The organism is Thioclava sp. PTB-PU3-1, assembly GCF_055666785.1.
On sequence record NZ_JBVNVL010000001.1, the window covers coordinates 252,315 to 267,988 of the forward strand.

At 54.3% G+C, this 15,674-nt stretch carries 14 protein-coding genes and 1 pseudogene; 10 read left to right on the plus strand and 5 right to left on the minus strand.

Annotation, left to right across the window (positions count from 1 at the left end):
• Positions 1-175: 175 nt before the first annotated feature.
• Entirely contained in the window at positions 176-628 is a 453-nt protein-coding gene (locus tag ACZ7GB_RS01200; protein ID WP_472157343.1) for a hypothetical protein, read from the minus strand.
• 231 nt (positions 629-859) lie between these two features.
• Positions 860-1,583 (minus strand): annotated as a pseudogene (locus ACZ7GB_RS01205) (IS5 family transposase).
• A 690-nt stretch (positions 1,584-2,273) separates the two neighbouring features.
• Here ACZ7GB_RS01205 and ACZ7GB_RS01210 point away from each other — a divergent pair.
• From ACZ7GB_RS01210 to ACZ7GB_RS01225, 4 genes are all read left to right on the plus strand, one after another.
• Positions 2,274-2,762 carry a hypothetical protein gene (locus ACZ7GB_RS01210; RefSeq protein ID WP_472157344.1) on the plus strand — a complete coding sequence of 163 codons (489 nt, stop codon included), beginning with the start codon at positions 2,274-2,276 and terminating at the stop codon, positions 2,760-2,762.
• 102 nt (positions 2,763-2,864) lie between these two features.
• A complete protein-coding gene (locus ACZ7GB_RS01215; protein ID WP_472157346.1) occupies positions 2,865-3,305 on the plus strand; it encodes a DUF6634 family protein in 441 nt (146 codons plus the stop codon).
• Between the two features lie 164 nt (positions 3,306-3,469).
• On the plus strand, positions 3,470-3,823 hold the full coding sequence (locus ACZ7GB_RS01220; protein ID WP_472157348.1) for a hypothetical protein: 354 nt from the start codon (positions 3,470-3,472) through the stop codon (positions 3,821-3,823).
• Positions 3,824-4,233: 410 nt separating this feature from the next.
• Positions 4,234-5,931, plus strand: coding sequence for an ATP-dependent nuclease (locus tag ACZ7GB_RS01225; RefSeq protein ID WP_472157349.1), 1,698 nt, complete (start codon positions 4,234-4,236; stop codon positions 5,929-5,931).
• A 145-nt stretch (positions 5,932-6,076) separates the two neighbouring features.
• Here ACZ7GB_RS01225 and ACZ7GB_RS01230 read toward each other — a convergent pair whose 3' ends face one another.
• Positions 6,077-6,814 (minus strand): hypothetical protein, encoded by a 738-nt coding sequence (locus ACZ7GB_RS01230; protein WP_472157351.1) that lies wholly within the window; start codon positions 6,812-6,814, stop codon positions 6,077-6,079.
• 668 nt (positions 6,815-7,482) lie between these two features.
• Between ACZ7GB_RS01230 and ACZ7GB_RS01235 the strand changes: the two genes are divergently transcribed.
• Both ACZ7GB_RS01235 and ACZ7GB_RS01240 read left to right on the plus strand, forming a co-directional pair.
• On the plus strand, positions 7,483-8,220 hold the full coding sequence (locus ACZ7GB_RS01235; protein WP_472157352.1) for a competence protein CoiA: 738 nt from the start codon (positions 7,483-7,485) through the stop codon (positions 8,218-8,220).
• Between the two features lie 239 nt (positions 8,221-8,459).
• The gene (locus tag ACZ7GB_RS01240) at positions 8,460-9,395 is read left to right on the plus strand and encodes a hypothetical protein (RefSeq protein WP_472157353.1); all 936 of its coding nucleotides are present in this window, start codon (positions 8,460-8,462) and stop codon (positions 9,393-9,395) included.
• A gap of 233 nt (positions 9,396-9,628) precedes the next feature.
• Here ACZ7GB_RS01240 and ACZ7GB_RS01245 read toward each other — a convergent pair whose 3' ends face one another.
• Entirely contained in the window at positions 9,629-10,372 is a 744-nt protein-coding gene (locus ACZ7GB_RS01245) for a hypothetical protein (RefSeq protein WP_472157355.1), read from the minus strand.
• A complete protein-coding gene (locus tag ACZ7GB_RS01250; protein WP_472157356.1) occupies positions 10,373-11,692 on the minus strand; it encodes an AAA family ATPase in 1,320 nt (439 codons plus the stop codon).
• A 1,026-nt stretch (positions 11,693-12,718) separates the two neighbouring features.
• Between ACZ7GB_RS01250 and ACZ7GB_RS01255 the strand changes: the two genes are divergently transcribed.
• The 4 genes from ACZ7GB_RS01255 (at position 12,719) to ACZ7GB_RS01270 (ending at position 15,629) form a co-directional block, all read left to right on the plus strand.
• Positions 12,719-13,246, plus strand: a complete 528-nt coding sequence (locus ACZ7GB_RS01255) for a hypothetical protein (protein ID WP_472157358.1) — start codon at positions 12,719-12,721, stop codon at positions 13,244-13,246.
• A complete protein-coding gene (locus ACZ7GB_RS01260) occupies positions 13,243-13,662 on the plus strand; it encodes a hypothetical protein (RefSeq protein WP_472157359.1) in 420 nt (139 codons plus the stop codon). The genes ACZ7GB_RS01255 and ACZ7GB_RS01260 overlap by 4 nt, the downstream gene beginning before the upstream one ends.
• A 189-nt stretch (positions 13,663-13,851) precedes the next feature.
• Positions 13,852-14,025: a hypothetical protein gene (locus ACZ7GB_RS01265; protein WP_472157361.1), complete on the plus strand. Its 174-nt coding sequence runs from the start codon at positions 13,852-13,854 to the stop codon at positions 14,023-14,025.
• Positions 14,022-15,629, plus strand: coding sequence for a recombinase family protein (locus ACZ7GB_RS01270; protein WP_472157362.1), 1,608 nt, complete (start codon positions 14,022-14,024; stop codon positions 15,627-15,629). The genes ACZ7GB_RS01265 and ACZ7GB_RS01270 overlap by 4 nt, the downstream gene beginning before the upstream one ends.
• Positions 15,630-15,674: the final 45 nt, after the last annotated feature.

Consider the following 15,674-nt stretch of genomic DNA (forward strand, 5'->3'; position numbering starts at 1 on the left):
AGTGTCGTTCGCTGCGCATGTCATGAACGGCAGGTATGCGCAGCGAGGCGGACATTCGGCCTCGGGATCGCGATGACAACTGACTAACGCGAGCGATGCGGCGCACGCGCACGCGCACGTTAAAAAAGAGATGCGCCCAATTGCAACCTTTCTTGCGTAGCCTGTGACGCGAGTGCTACTTCGACTTATTTTTCTTCACGCTGCGCACAACAAAGTACACAAAGCCAATGAACAAAAGAGATGGGAGAGCTACGAAATTTACAAAACTGCGTGCCACATCAGCTAGCGCCGCACTCGCCGAAATTGTGACATGCGTGACAAGGTTGGCAATGTCGGGAAAATTGAAAAAGGTGATAGCTATTGTCGATAGGAGCAGGGACATAAAAACTATTGTATCTTTTATACCAGCGGCGAAGAACTTGACTGTGTTCGCGGACCACATGTCACACAGAGAAACTTTACCCCACGAGAAAACCTGCACAAAGCAGGAAGCGGACAAAACAAAAACGCCAAGTGAGACGCCTGCGTTTGCCGCATCCAAGCCTTCAAACACCTTCTGTGCAGCTGTAAGAATCGCAAGCGCGCCAAAGCGCGTTGCCCATGAGTCAAAAATTTCGGCTCTTTTCAAAATTACTTCCTTTTCTTCCTGTAGTTAACGGCTGTGTTGGACACTTCGAGAGTCTACTTCAGTCAAAAATGTTTTTTCCACGATACCTGTTCTTCTCTCTCCGCATCCGCTGATGAAATCAATGCACCGTCCGTAAATACTTGCATTGTTGCGAAGTAGATACTTAGCTCATTCCAACCGAACGACCGTTGCACCAGTGGAAGCCGTTTACAGGGCTTCTAGGGTCAGGATTCATAACCAGTAGATGCCGAGAACCGCTAGGGCGATGGCGGAGAGGAAGACCTTCGGAGATCGGTCATAGCGGGTTGCCACACGCCTCCAGTATTTGAGCCTGCCGAACATTATCTCGATCCGGTTACAGCGCTTGTAGCCGCGTTTTCATATTTGATGGGCGTCTTGCGTTGCTTCCGGCCCGGGATGCAGGGGCGTGCCCCTTTGTCCTGCAACGCGTCTCGGAAGCAGTCGGCGTCATAGTCGCGGCCCCCGAGCAACCAGTCGACCTTGGGTAGGCTGTTCAGTAGCGCCCACGCACCGATGTAGTCTCTGACCTGCCCAGCGGTAAGGAACAGGCTGAGCGGTCGCCCTTGGCTGTCGCAGATGGCATGCAGTTTGGTATTCATGCCGTCCTTGGTTCGCCCGATCAGGCGACCGCGCCCCCCTTTTCCGCGGCCAGGCTGGTCGCGGTGGGGTGTGCCTTCAGGTAGGTCGCGTCGATCATCACGGTCTTTTTCTCTCCGTGTTCGGTAGCCATACCGACTATCATCTGGGCGAAGATGCCTTTCTCGCTCCAACGCTTCCACCGGCTGTAGGGCGTCTTATGTGGGCCATAGGCGGCAGGAGCATCGCGCCAACGCGAGCTATTGAGATTGATAAAGATAATCCCGCTCAGCACCCGTCTGTCATCGACCCGTGGCTTGCCGTGTTACTTTGGAAAGAAAGGGGAAAGCTTGGCCATCTGCGAGTCGGTCAGCCAGAAAAGATCGCTGACGTCACCGCTCCATTTTCGGAGCCGTGAATCACGCGACGCACTAGAAATCAATGCATCCTGACCCTAGGGGATCCGGCTCGACAAGTCCGCTCGCAATCCGCCCTTCATGACCGAGCTTGGCAATGCTGCATCTTGCATGAAGGTCGCGGAAGGGCACCGTTTGGCGCTTCGCTGCGATTACATCGAAGGACTGCTCAGGCACAAAATCAATGCGCTGTGAAATTTCGCGTCGCCTCGCGGGTACATCTTCCCCCGGAACGAACAAAGCACATCGCAGGCGCAAAACCTTCTTCGCATTCATGGGGCGCCATTGCGCGTCGGCGGATTTTTAGCCCCTGTAAGCTCGCTGAGGTGCAAGGCTGATGCCGTTCTCGGCAAGCCGCGCCCGCAAAATTCCTAAACCTCCCGTTGGGTTAAAGAAATCTTCATGTCTCTACGATGAGCCGAAAGAGGGATGCCGCTTCGGACGCACTGCCCGCCTGACGGCCGGTCAGAAAGCATATGACCCAGGAGCGAAGTGGCCAAAGAGCTTTCAGAGCATGTCTTGCTTGCGTGCTGCGTCCTTTGACGCACGCAAGCAAGACATGCCCCGAAACTGAGAATTGGAGGTAGTGAGACAGCTGCGTGTGTCGTTTTTCACAACGACACGAGGCTTTAATGCTCAACAATCGACATCTTCATCTCCTTCCCGGCGGGCAGCTCAAACCCGGTGACATCTTCCTGATGCGCTTTCCTTACGGATCCGACTGTAAGGCCGACGGCGAATTCGTGATTCCGCCCGGCGCTCGGCCGTGCCTCCTGCTCTCGCGCGGTCGCATTGGCGATGATCCAATGAATGTCGTCGCGCCGGGCGTCAGCCCCCAAGGGCGACTGCTCCGAGCGGACGACATCGTCATCAATGAGCAAGCACAAGCAGAAGCTTGCGGTCTCTACCGCCCCACGATGTTCCGTGCCTCACATCGCCTTTTCATTTCGCCCGGCTCGGACCTTTTCGAACGGGACGTATGCGTCGGGCGTCTTGGGCCGGAACAGCGTGAACAATTCAAGCAGGTCACACAAATGCTTGCAGCGCCGCGACTCGAGGTTCGTTCCCGGCTCAAGCCCCGCCCCGAAATCTATCGCCCCAGGCGCCTCCTGGCGCCGTAACGCCATGTCCCCCAGGGCTGCAGCGTCCGTCCGCATTGCGTCGCGAAGCGGAGAGATCTTGCAGCTCTGCTTTTCACCAAAAACTCATCTTAAGGATCAAGAATGACGCATCATTATCACCCATCGGAAATGTCCCCCGAAGAACTCCGCGAAGAGCGAAATGCGCTTACGACACTGGTGAATGGCGCTACGGCGACACCGTCCGAGCGCGACCTCAAGAACGCCCCGATTATCGATGATTGGATGCTTTTCACGGCGCTTGGAGATCTTTCACTCTTCGGGCGCATTACTGACGCGAGCGGGCACGCTCGTATACAGGTCTCGAGCGCTCTGGTCGCAATCGATGATGAGCTCAACTGGGCGTTTCTCGAAGACGGCTGGATGCGGCTCGGACCGCGCTTCATGTTCGAACCCGTTGCCGAGAACATCGTGTTGCAAGCTGTGCCGACAGATCGGGAGCATCTCAAGTTGCAGCTCGAAGGACAAGCGTTCTGGGCCAGGAAGGCGCTCAATGCGCTCGGAAAGCTCGGCTGTGATAGCTGACCCACTAATGCAACGGCGGCCCCCTTCTACGGGGGCCGTGGTATCTTCGACTTTTCGACCCCGCCGAGCTGTCGGAAGCGAAAAGCAGTGCAAATTCGAGCTGGCATCATCAATGATCTAAAATGACCGAAGATGATCTCAGTGTCAGCGACGCGGAGGGCAGAATGAGCCTCATCAACGAATGCCGAAGAGGTCGTCAGCTTGATCCCGATCTGATCGCGGCAAAGTTCCAAACTACAAAGGAAGATATTGCGGTGGCCGCAGGCTTGGGGCTCGATGTCATCAATTCGCCCGAGCGCTTCAGTACGCCGGACAGCCAGCGCTCTCTGCGTGAAATGCTCGAAGTGCTGAACCTCGTAGTTTCGCGGTTCGATAGCCCCATTGCGGCGTATATCTGGTATCGCTCTGAGGCGTTGTCGGGCTTTTCAGGGCTCACCGCAGCAAAGTTGGTCGCCCAAGGGCGAGCAGTCGACGTGATTGCATATTTGGATGCTATAGATGCGGGTGTGTACTTCTGACCCCGTTCTGTCGCGAACGTAGGTCCCTGCAGTGTAAAGTTGCGCTGCAGGCGCGGCGCCCGAAGTTGACGAACTGGGATAGTGCGCGCCAAGCATCGTGAAAGCTCGACGGCAGCCCTTCCACGACATTCGCGCGGCGCGCAGCATTCGCCAAGCTCAGACGCCGAGGGGCCATTCGCTGCAGGCGCATAGTGAATTTAGGCGATACTGCGAAGTAGACGTTTAAGGCGCAAACAATTCTCAATCGGAAACCTCATCCGGTCGGTCAGTGTCACTGGCGCCTTCCGGCGACGATCATTGCACTGGGGTTTCTAACCGAGAACATATTTCCTCATTCGCTTGTCGGCTTGATCGTGATCTCACAGTTTCTTTGCACCAAGCTGTATGATCTAATGCCAAGAAGTGCGCCAATGCTAACTGAATACAGGGACATCCACGTTTTGCCAAAACCTAGCGCTTCGATTTCTTCCATCACTTTTTCCGACGGTCAAAAATTTAACCTTGAACCCCATGAAAAATTGATGCTGGTTGGCCCCAACAACAGTGGTAAATCCTTGTCTCTTAGGGAAATTATAACGTCCACGAAAAGCCAAACTGGTGATTTTCATCGAAACAAAGCCGTAAAAGGCATGACACTCGCGAAGACGGGCACGACGGAAACGTTCCGCGCGTTCTTAGAGCAAAATGGAACCTACAACAATCAGAACCAGACCTACCAAGTGCAAGACTGGAGCATGAATGAAGGTTTTGTGAACCATTGGGAAAATCAGCCGATGCTTTGGAATAGCGCCGCAGGATTCATCAAGAATATCGTCGCCGAAACCCGCCTCAGCATAACGGGGCTTCAGAAGAGTGTGTCAGTGGGCGAGCAACGTTCGAAGCCACAACAGGTGCTGTATGATGACCAACATCTGATGGAACGGATCAGCCAACTCTTTCGTAGGGCTTTTGGTGACGATTTGTTCTTCAACTTTCGCGGCGGCGCAAGCCTACCGATACACGTTGGGAGACGTCCGACTGTGGCAGAAGGTGAAGATCGCGTCTCGGATAGCTATGTTGCCAAAGTGAGCGCATTCCCCTTGCTCCACGAGCAAGGGGATGGGGTCAAGAGCTTCGCTGGAATTTTGTTTGAAGCGGTTGCGACAGAAAGAGATATTACCCTAATCGATGAGCCGGAAGCTTTTCTTCACCCCCCCCAAATGAGACGGCTTGGCGAAATACTTGCCGAAGAAGTCAGCGGCCAACTTGTCGTTGCGACCCACAGCAGCGATATCATGCGGGGCTTTTTGGCAGGAACCAGCGGGTCGATCCGCATCTTGCGAATGCAGCGCAACGGGGATGTGAACAAAGTGACCGAAGCATCGGTTGATACGATCAAGACACTGTGGCAGCAGCCTGATCTCCGATATTCAAATGCCCTCGAGGGAATATTTCATGAGCAAACTGTTATCTGTGAAGATGACAGTGACTGTCGGTTGTTCAACTCCTTAGCCGACCACATGGAACGCGAGGCAGGAGAAAACTGGAAAGATACCTGTTACGTTCCCGCTGGCGGCAAACATGCCATTCACAAGATCGCCCGTGTTCTTCGCCAGATAGGCGTCCCAGTTATTGGTGTCTTCGATATCGACTTCCTTTCAGACGCTGCACTCGTCAAAGCCACTGTCGAAGGCTTTGGTGGGGATTGGTCGGTAATTGAAACGCTCTGGAACAGAGTGAATGCGGCGGTCACTGGGGGCATCACTCCAGCAACCAATCCGGAGATCAAGAAATTGATCATTGAGCGCCTTTCTGAAGGTGACGCTAATGATCTGCCAAAAGGCGATATTCATGAGTTATTAAAGAGAGGCAAGCCGTGGGCGGAAGTGAAGAATTTCGGTACACGTGCTATTCCGAATGGACAGGCGCAAACCGACTACGCATCTTTGATCACGAAATTAAATGATCTATCAATTTTCGTTGTGCCCGTCGGTGAGGTAGAAAACTACTGCCCAGAAGTTGGTCTTCATGGACCAAAGTTTGTCACCAAATTGCTTCAGGAAATCCCGTTGGATGATGCGAGGCTGGCGGACCTGCGTGGCTTCGTAAGGCAGGTGCATAAACATTAGGCATGACTGCGTCGGTAGCGGTTTTCTGAACCACGCATGGATGTTCGATTTTTGGAAGCTTCAGTGTGGCATCGCAATAGTCGGTCAAAGTCCGGATCGGGTCGTTCAAGCCGATCTATTTATCCAAGGCTTCGAGCTATCAGCACTACTGGGCACGGTAAAGCTTTCTGATTTGCGACACCAGATCGCTGTTTTCAACAAGCCTCTCGACCGCGTCGTTTGTCTGGTTGAGAACATCTCGCAAGTAGTCTTGATGTGCTTGAAAAACGATATTTCGGTTCTTTCGGCCCTTGTGATCGACTTTGTCGCTAACAAACTCTCTTCGATCATTCCTCGAAATCCGGAACTCTCTAAGTTCAGGAATTTCTTTCAGGACAACCGGGAATGCAAATGAACGCAGTTTTATGTCGTACTTCTCGCCTTCGCGATGGAATACTAGGAAACTGTCTTTGTATCCTCCAAATTCTCTTAGGCCCTGAGTATCCGACATGGAGGTAGGTGTCGTACGATCTGGGTGCTCCGCAGTATCCCAAGCTGCCGTAATTTTAGCAATGGGCTTGTCGCTGGAAATTATTTGAAACACATCTAATAATGTTCGGGTTAACTTAATCGTAGCCACGCTTGGAACATCGACCTTTTTCATTTCATCGTAGAGGCTGTATGGAACCGAGAATGTCTTCACGTGACTATCACGCAAGCGGACGCCTCGGACTTCCAGGAAAGAAGTCTCATCTTCGTCAAGGTATTTTGTATTTGGCCAAGCGAAAAGATTCTTAAATTTCGAACCCGAAGGTAGAGGGTAGTTTTCTACACATCTAATTTTGGTCAGTTGTGTGAGCGTTCCCGAAGCGTCTTTGATCATCTTTGCGAGTGTGTTTGTCACCAGTGACTCCGAATTTTTTTTTAAAATATGTAGAGCTCTATGAAAGCTTTCATTCGTTGAATGGGGTGACAGCACGAGGAATTCAAGAACTATTTTTACGCCCTGAGAACGGGGGCGGTCTTTCGTGGCCATACTTTGGGATAATGCGCCGCCAACAGCTGATACGAGCGTATGCTAAACAAAACTCTCCCCGCCCTAGCGCTCGCGGCGTGCCTCCAGAACTTCCAGCCATGCAGCCGACCACCGACCCCGCAAATGCAATGAATGGTCGGTTCGGTGATGTTGCAGAGGGGAAGCTGTGAGGTGATGAACGCCCGCTCAGGGCTGGTTTTGACGGGCACGCGCACGCTGCAACTGCCGTCTCACCCGAGATCGAAGCGGTCAAATTGGGCCCTGAGCGGCTTTGCTGCGGCGCAGCGCGGCAGGACCTGGGGTGCCAGGGCTGGGCTGCCAATTGTGGCCCGTAGCGGACATGCGCTTAGATCGTTGCTTCCGTGCTATGGTTTCACTTCAATTGACACCTCCTCACCATAAGACATGCAAGGACTTGCTGTCGCCTTGGCAATACCGTGCTAACCTTAATTTGAGAACTTCCTGTAGCAGTTCGTGCTGGCCACACCCCTTGGTGCGGGTCGCCGTTCCCAACCTCAAAAACGAGAAACAGGCAAATGCTAACAGCAACAGTAAATGGTGCCCGAAGTAGACCGATCCCTGAAACCGTTGGGCTATGCCCGTTTTGTAATTCCGAAATGATTCCGCGTTGCGGTGAAGTTAGAGTGCATCATTGGGCACACAAAAGCAAAGTGGATTGTGATGCTTGGTGGGAGCCGGAAACAGATTGGCATCGAAACTGGAAAAACGAGTTCCCTCTAAGTTGGCAAGAAAAGGTGTTTGAGGATCAAATCACTGGTGAGCGACATATTGCTGATGTGCATACGCTGGCGGGTCTTACTCTTGAGATCCAACATTCTCATCTCGACCCGAATGAGCGACGGGCTCGGGAACGATTTTATAAAAACATGATTTGGGTGGTCGATGGATCCAGGCTAAAAGGCAACCGGAAAAAAATATTGAGGTGGCAAGAAGCACTTACAGAGATTTTGCAAGGCGGTCAGCGCACGAACCTTTTTTTGACAGGGGAGGCTACCAGTCTCTTTCCAAGTGACTGGTTGGACAGCGCGGCGCCAATTTGCTTTGACTACAGGGGCCCAAATGCCGAAGCTGCGTCTGCCCCCTCGATGCTATTCCTTTTGTATCCTGACAAAGTGCAAGGTGGTCGCTTGGTGGAGCCCTTGACGCGGGATGGTCTCTTGAGGGCGATCTACTCTGAGCGTGTCAGTTTGCCTGCGGTTCGAAGCGTCCTCCAAAACGTATCGCGACTAAGGTTGTCGAGAACGCGGCGATAAGAGTGTGAAACAGAACCTGATGTGGCCGGTGGCGGCCCCTTTCGTTTGCTCTGCTGGAAGCGGCCCAAACCTGTCGTTCGCTAGGCTGCGCCTTTCTGTGGTGCAGCTTCCCCGAACCGGTCACCTGGAGACTGGAGTAGCTGGCTCTCGCCAGCCACCGCCTGGAATGAGGGACGAAGCGGACCTCGAAAATGATTGTACGAATAGCTCCTTAAGGTACTTTCGTCCGAGAGCTCGCTTTGAGCGCTCCTGATATTCTGAGGGCCGTCATGGGAATTGCTAAAAGGATGATGATGGAAATGGGGGAGGCCCAATGGGAAGATGCTGACGTGAGCTTCCATTGCCCGCATTGTCGGAGAATGGTAGACGGAACCACTGAGCTACCAATTGTCTATGACAATGGAGATCATCTCGACTTCCCTATCTCGATTTTGTGCAGTGAGTGCGGCGATGGATATGATGCCTGGGTTTCAACCGATTGGGATGCCTGTGAGATAGAACTAGATGACTATCCAAATACCTCAGTTGAGGCGAATCCGGCGCGGGGGTATTTCAACGACTATGATGACTACGATCATGATTATTACGAATGGCTTGAACGGCAAGAGCGGCCCCACAGGGAGATTTTCCGCACGCTTTGCCAAACACTCGACAATATTGAAGAGCTCTGCCAACTGAAGGTTCATGAACAACAGTCCGGGATGTTGAAAAGAATGCTGCTTGCTCAAAGCATCACTGCAATGGAGATCTTCTTTTCTGACACGCTGATACCCGCGGCCGCAGCAAGCATGGAAGTGCAAGAGCGGTTACTGAAATCGAGAGCAATAGGGATTGGCGAGACGCAATTCAGATTGTCAGATGCGGCCGGAAAAGCGGATTTTGCGAAGGAGAAACTGGTCAACTATCTGCGCGCAGTTTCTTTTCATGACATCGCAAAGGTTGCCAAACTCTTTCAGGTCGGGTTGGGTGTCGACATACTTCCTGAAGGCGCGGAGTTGAAGAAAGTGGAAACTGCAATCAAACAACGTCACGATTGCGTCCATCGGAATGGAAAAGATCGCGAAACCGGCAACGAACTGGAGATTTCAAACACCTACCTGCTTGCTCTAACTGCAAGTTTGCGGAATATGCTTAGAGCCGTGGACGAAAAGATCGAAGCTAGAGTTGCACAATGAAAGGCGTCTGTTTCCATAGCAGACGTTCACGCAGCCATTTATCAGAATTGCAGCTTCCAAGTGCATGAGATCGGAGCAGGTCCGTGGCGGCGCGGCGTGGTCCGAGCCCAGAGTGACTGGGTCTGGTTGGCAAAGACAGCCCTAAGCGGCCGTTCGCGCTTGGAGCTGCGTATGAACGATCCCAGCAAAGAGGAAGATCAGCACGGCGATAACCATCGCCAAGCCTGTTTTAGCTAGTGAAACTTGGCTACACAGGCCTCCCATATATCTTGTCTGGCCGCTCTGAGATCTGACATCGGCGAAATGTCCTGTGCGGCGTCCGAAAAACACCAGCCTGCGAGGCCGCAATCATCTTCACTTTCCAACCAAGTGGCAGCATGCTCCGCCTCGATCTCCATACCAATTAAATCGACAATGACTCTGGTTAGGCGTCGATACGCCCGCTTATAAACTGACTGAAGCGCCTCCCTTCTGTCCAGTCTAATAGCGTTGACAGTCTCCACCCCTTTTGGGTCGAAGCCTCCCAAGGCGACACTATAGGCGGCTGTAATTATTCCAAGATCAGGGTCGAAATCCAGAAAAAGCCAAGGATCCTCCTCCATAGGATTAACTAGCAAGATGCCGCGTTCGTCGACTGGTAAATCGCTACCCTTTAAACGACCGCACTCCGTACAGCACAACAGCATATTCTCCCAGAGATATGTCACGCCGTAATAATCTGATTTTGGGATGAAGTGTTCGATGTCACAGCCGTGAGAATCCATGCAATACATGCAGCGCTCAAACTCACCTGTTAAAGCCTTGAGTTTATCAAATACTCGCCCGACGGTTTTCGTCTTCCGGGAACTAGCCCAATGTCTGTCGATCAGTTTTGACTTATCTACTGGCTCTGCGAATTTATGCTTTAGATCATCCGCACGCTTTCTGAGGTATGCACTTTCCCGGCCGTTAATATCGTCCCTGTGGTAGCGCTTCAATTATGGCTCCTCATCCGCTGGGTCAAACAATTCCAATTGAGAAATCTCTAGTTGCTCGTTAGCGCTCAGCTTGGCCCCCGATCGCTTCTTGGCTCTAATAGCGGCGAGCCGAGATCTTCTATCGACTGCCACGTCAGATCGGGTGTTCTTCAATCCAAATGCGGGCGTCAGCAAGATGGTGTCAGGGCGAGACGCAACGATTTTTCTATACTCGTCGATTGTTAACTTCCTGGGCTCTCCATCACCACCTGGCGCCGGCAGTACAAACAATCCTCCTTTGTCGGCGGCCTGGCACACCAAAGGACTATGGCTTGTGACAATGAACTGCATGAGCGGGAAGCGTTCTTTAAGCCAAAACCCAATTTTTCGCTGCCATTCGGGGTGTAAGTGGGCGTCAATTTCATCAATAAGAACCACGCCAGGAAGCATGATGCGTAATGGTGAGCTTTCCCCCTCAAACACAAATCTGGAAATCCCGTATGTGTTCAGAAGATGCCGGAGGATGTCCGCGACTAAAGCTAGCGCAGCACGATAGCCATCACTCATTTCATCCCAAGACAGCACGGCACCGCTTTTGTCGCGCAACCACAGACCTTCAGAGTCGACGTGATCAATGGTCATGCCATTAGGGAGAAACCCATCATTCAATAGTCGCTTCACCAATTCCAGTGTAGCGGCTTCGTCGGTTCTGTTTTCGAGCTCCTTGTGTTTTAATGCCTTTAGCCACTGATCGACCTCTGCCAGAGACGCTGCCTCCTGAAACATCGTGACAAATCGCTCTGTTGCCGGGGCAACCATTTGGCGCATTGCTTCTGGAGATGCGCCAAACACACGCCTAAATGGGCCATACCCACAACAGAACCAACCACGCGCGGAGGGTGTCCAAATCGTCCGATGGGGTAGCAAATGTTTTCGCTTCCCACGAAAGTCATGGTACTCTGGAGCAGTTTCTCTCCCTGCCCCGGAAAACCTAATTGTCGCTGGGAATTGCCCGCTTCCGGGAGGGCCGCCTGACCCCAAGAAGTCAAACTCCTCGGAGCGCACTATCTCCAAAGAAATTTCCGAAATATCTTTTTCACTAATGCCGTGAGTTCGCCAGCCTGAATAGCTGAATTGAAGCGACCTCGCTGCTTCTGCTCCAGATAGCGCAAGGGCTATTGATTTTAGAAGCGCACTTTTGCCTGAGCCATTGTCACCAGTTAGAACAGTCCAGCCAGCCAGACTCGCATCAGAACCTCTGGAGAAGTCAAATTTTAAAGACCGAAACCCTTTTATGTTTCTCAGACTGACAGATCGGATATACACTAAGGCCTCCTGCACGGCTTGTGGCCTATCACCATACAGAGAAAGATTTTTTTCGCCAGAGCCCGTGTGCTTAGCTCAGTCCTCTGTCAACTCTCGTCACCAAACGTTCAACTACGAACTTTGCTCAACCTTCTGACCATGAGGATGAACCTCACATCAATATCATGAAAATATGAGACTGTAGCGGATGCGCGCCGTTTGTTTAACTGTGCGGTACGCTGCATCTACTCCCTATGGTGGTCCGCGACCAGCACTGGCTGTCCATTCTGGTGGTTCGCTAGACCGTCCGGTTCCTGCGCATCTCTGGCGGTCGTCCAGGGCGCAGCGAACTTCCGGAAACCGCCCGTTTGTGCCACAAGCCTAGTGCCGCGGCGAGCACGGACGGCGGCTTCAGACTGTGTTCGTGGCGGCGCGCACGGGTGGTTGCGATCCTGCGTGGATGCAGCGAACTGTTATTCGCCTCCAGTTTCGTCCTCCATCTGCGGCACTGGCTTCATGCTCTGACCCTACTATCAGCTGACGCGAGTTTTGCTTCGACAAGCGCCACGCTCGTTTCTTGTCTCGACAGAGCTAACCAAGGTGTGGAGCTCATTACTCACTAATTAGCTGGCACTTCGGTCGCTTCGCGCCCTTCGTTCCAGCTATCGTTCGCCGGGGGCAAGCCCCCGGACCCCGGCGCCGCTGACGCGCCGCTCGGGAGGTGCGCCGCCCTCCCGAACCCTCCTGGGGCCTTCAGCCGGAGCAAGGGTCATCGTTCCGCACTCCCCCTTGCATCCCCCTGCTCGGAAGGCTCGCTCGCCGCGTCCCTCCACCCTCAGGCAGCCGTCGGCTCGACGAAGGGGTATGCCATCCCCCTCGACCCCCAGGGCAGGGACGCTCGAAGCCGCTCCCTGCACCCGAGGCTAAGATTACGCACTGCAAAGATGTCTGATCTGCCCGAGGGCTGTTTTTCTCCGCACGAGTCCTTTTTGCGCGCGGAGGGAAAAAAACCCCAGGATTTGAGTGCCCCGCGTCATTTCCCCAAAACCGATGGAGGGCATGATGCTCGATCACTCCAGACAACCGCACTGGCAGAACAGCCTGCAGCGCGGCGACGTTGTTCTATTCCGTTTTCCCGTTTGGGGCGAGGCCGGCGCACCGCGGCCAAAGGCACGACCGTGCCTCGTCCTTGAATGCTCAGTTCAGCGAGGCACCACCCTGCTGAAGCTAGCATACGGCACATCCGCGATGACACGGGCCAACCGTGGGCATGAAGTGCGCGTCAACAGAGCGGACAGCATGCGCGCGGCTGGCTTGCAGTTGCCCACTCGTTTCGTCGCGGCCCGCGCAATCGTCGTTTCGACCGATCATACCGGCTTCGATATCGGCCCAATCGGCTCCCCCCTGATCGGTCGGCTCGATCCGAATTTGTTCGAACGAATGAACTGCATTCGCCTGAGCCTCGCAAGCAAAGGTCTCACTTGGTGCAACACGCGGGCTACGCGGAACGGGACCGTCGAGGCCTGCGGTTTTCCGGATCGGAACCGCATCTCTCGCGGCACCCGTACCGGGAAAGGAAATATCAAATGACCAAGCTCTCTCAATCCGTCACGGACCTTGCTTTCCAAGCGTTGGACGCCTCTTGGGCCGCGTTGACCGCTTTGGAAAACGACGTCACTCCGGAGGTTGATGGTGATACATACAGCGTTGTGGAGGAGCTGATCGAGGCGATCGAAACCCGCGACATTTTTCGCGTGTATCTGCTCGGCATCGTCGAACAACTGGTAGATGATCTTGCTCTGCCGATCCTTCAGGGCACGACCCGAACGACCCACATCGACGCTCACACATCAAGCGGGGCGTGGGTGGAGACGAGCCGAAACGAGAGCGCAGAGAGCCTCGTGCGCGCTACCGCTGTCTTGCTCGATCTCCAACAAGCACTGCGCGCATTTCATGACCGAGTAGAAGCCGAGCGCGCCGTAGCGCGCCTGTTCGCTAAGGCCTGACGAGACACGCGAAAGGGAGAGGAACATCCTTTTGCGAAGGGCGCGGCGGCACCTCCTGCTGCTTGTGGCTGCCGCGCCCGAATTTTTCCAACTTTCACCTGCTCGCAGTTTCCGCGTTCGACGAAACGCACCCCCATTCTTCCAGAGCCTCGGTGCTCACCCCACACCTTTGGAAAGAGAACCTTTTTCATGACCCAGATCACTCACCTCGTGGCCGCAAACGACAATTCCACCAGCGGCTTTGCTGAAGCGCAGGGCGCTTTCAAATCACTTGTAACCCTGCTCGCGCGGGCCGAGCTTCGCGCGCAATCCCGTAGCGCCGCAAACACGAATGCCGCCCCACTCGAAGGGGCGCAGAAGTGAACCGTAAGCACGTAGGCTCTGTGCGCGCAGCTATTTACGCGCGCTACAGCTCGACACAGCAGGAAGATACCTCGATCGAAGATCAGCTGCGCATGACGCGTGAGCACTGTGAACGGCAGGGATATGACGTCGTCGAGGTCTATACTGATCATGCGATGACCGGTCGGAAGAAAGATCGACCTGGCTTCTTGAAGCTTCTCGCGGACGCCGAAGTCGGGGCCTTCGATATCATCGTCATTGAGGCCGTCGACCGGCTTAGTCGTAACCTGACGCACACGCTCGAAGCCTGGGACTTGCTGAAGTACCAAGGTATTCAGCTCTCTTCAGTGACCGAAGGCCCGCAAAGTTTCGTGACGGTGCTCCTGCAAGGCTACGGCGCGCAGATGTTCTCCGAGATGATTGGGGCGCACACGCGGCGCGGTATGCAAGGCGCATTGGCCCGCAATCGCACGCATTCTTCGGCCTATGGGTATGACATCGTCGAAGACCCGCAGCCGGGTCAGCCCAATCGCCGCGTTAACATTGATCAGGCAACGATCATCCGCCGGATATTCGAGGAAACGGCCGAGGGTAGATCTGCCATTGCCATCGCGAGGGGGTTGAACTCTGACCGTGTGTCGGCACCGCGGGGCGGATCTTGGGATGCCACGACCATTCGAGGCCACGCTGCAAGGGGTCAAGGCATCCTCCATAACACGCTCTATCTCGGGCGTGCCGTAACTTGCGCGACGACACGACACTATCACCCGAAGACCGGCGTGAAGCGCACGGAGCAAACCCCTCTCGAGAAACGCGAGCAGGAAATTCCTGAGTTGCGCATTATCTCTGACGATCTCTGGGCGCAGACCCGGACCCAAATCTCTCGCGCAGCGCGTCGCGTCTCCAACAAGCCTGGCGGCGCGAACCCTCAGGCTGCGCGCCGCAATCGCTATCTGCTCTCCGGCTTGATGGTCTGCGGGTGCTGCGGCGCGAATTATGTGAAAGTGAGTAAGACGAGCTTTCAGTGCAATGAGGCGCGCAAGCACGTCTGCTCGAACAAAGTGAGCATCTCACGCAAGCGTATCGAGGGGCGGGTCTTCGACCGCATTCGGGATGCATTTCGCTCGCCGGAAATGCTTGAAGCTTTCACGCATGCGCTTGAGGTCGAGCGTCGCAAAATCGAAGACGCAAACCCTCGGCGCGATCTCGAGAATTTGCATCGCCGCCTCGCGAAGGCCGAGACGGCACGGAAGAGCGTCCTCGAGGCCATTGAAGCAGGTGCACCCTTTGAGCTCTACAAATCGCGTTCCGAAGAGATCGAAGCGGAGATTGCCGATCTCGAGCAGGCGATGAGCAGGCTGCAAGCGAAGGCAGAAGTGGCCACACTCGCGATGCCCGATCCAGCTGCTCTGTTCAATGCAGCCGTCGAGCGCATGGAACACCTTCTCAGCGATCCGGACTTGGTCGATCAAGCGAGCCAGTTCCTGCGCCAGATTATCCGCAGGATTGTGCTCGTCCCGGCCCCCGGATCCCAACACGGTCTCTCGGTGAAACTGGAGACCGACTTCGCGGCACTCTTGTCGCACGAGATCGACGGCATCCCGCCCACGTTTCTGACCTGCTGAAAGCCTTGCAAAACAATGTCGGCAGCGCCAATTTGGCGCTGCCGA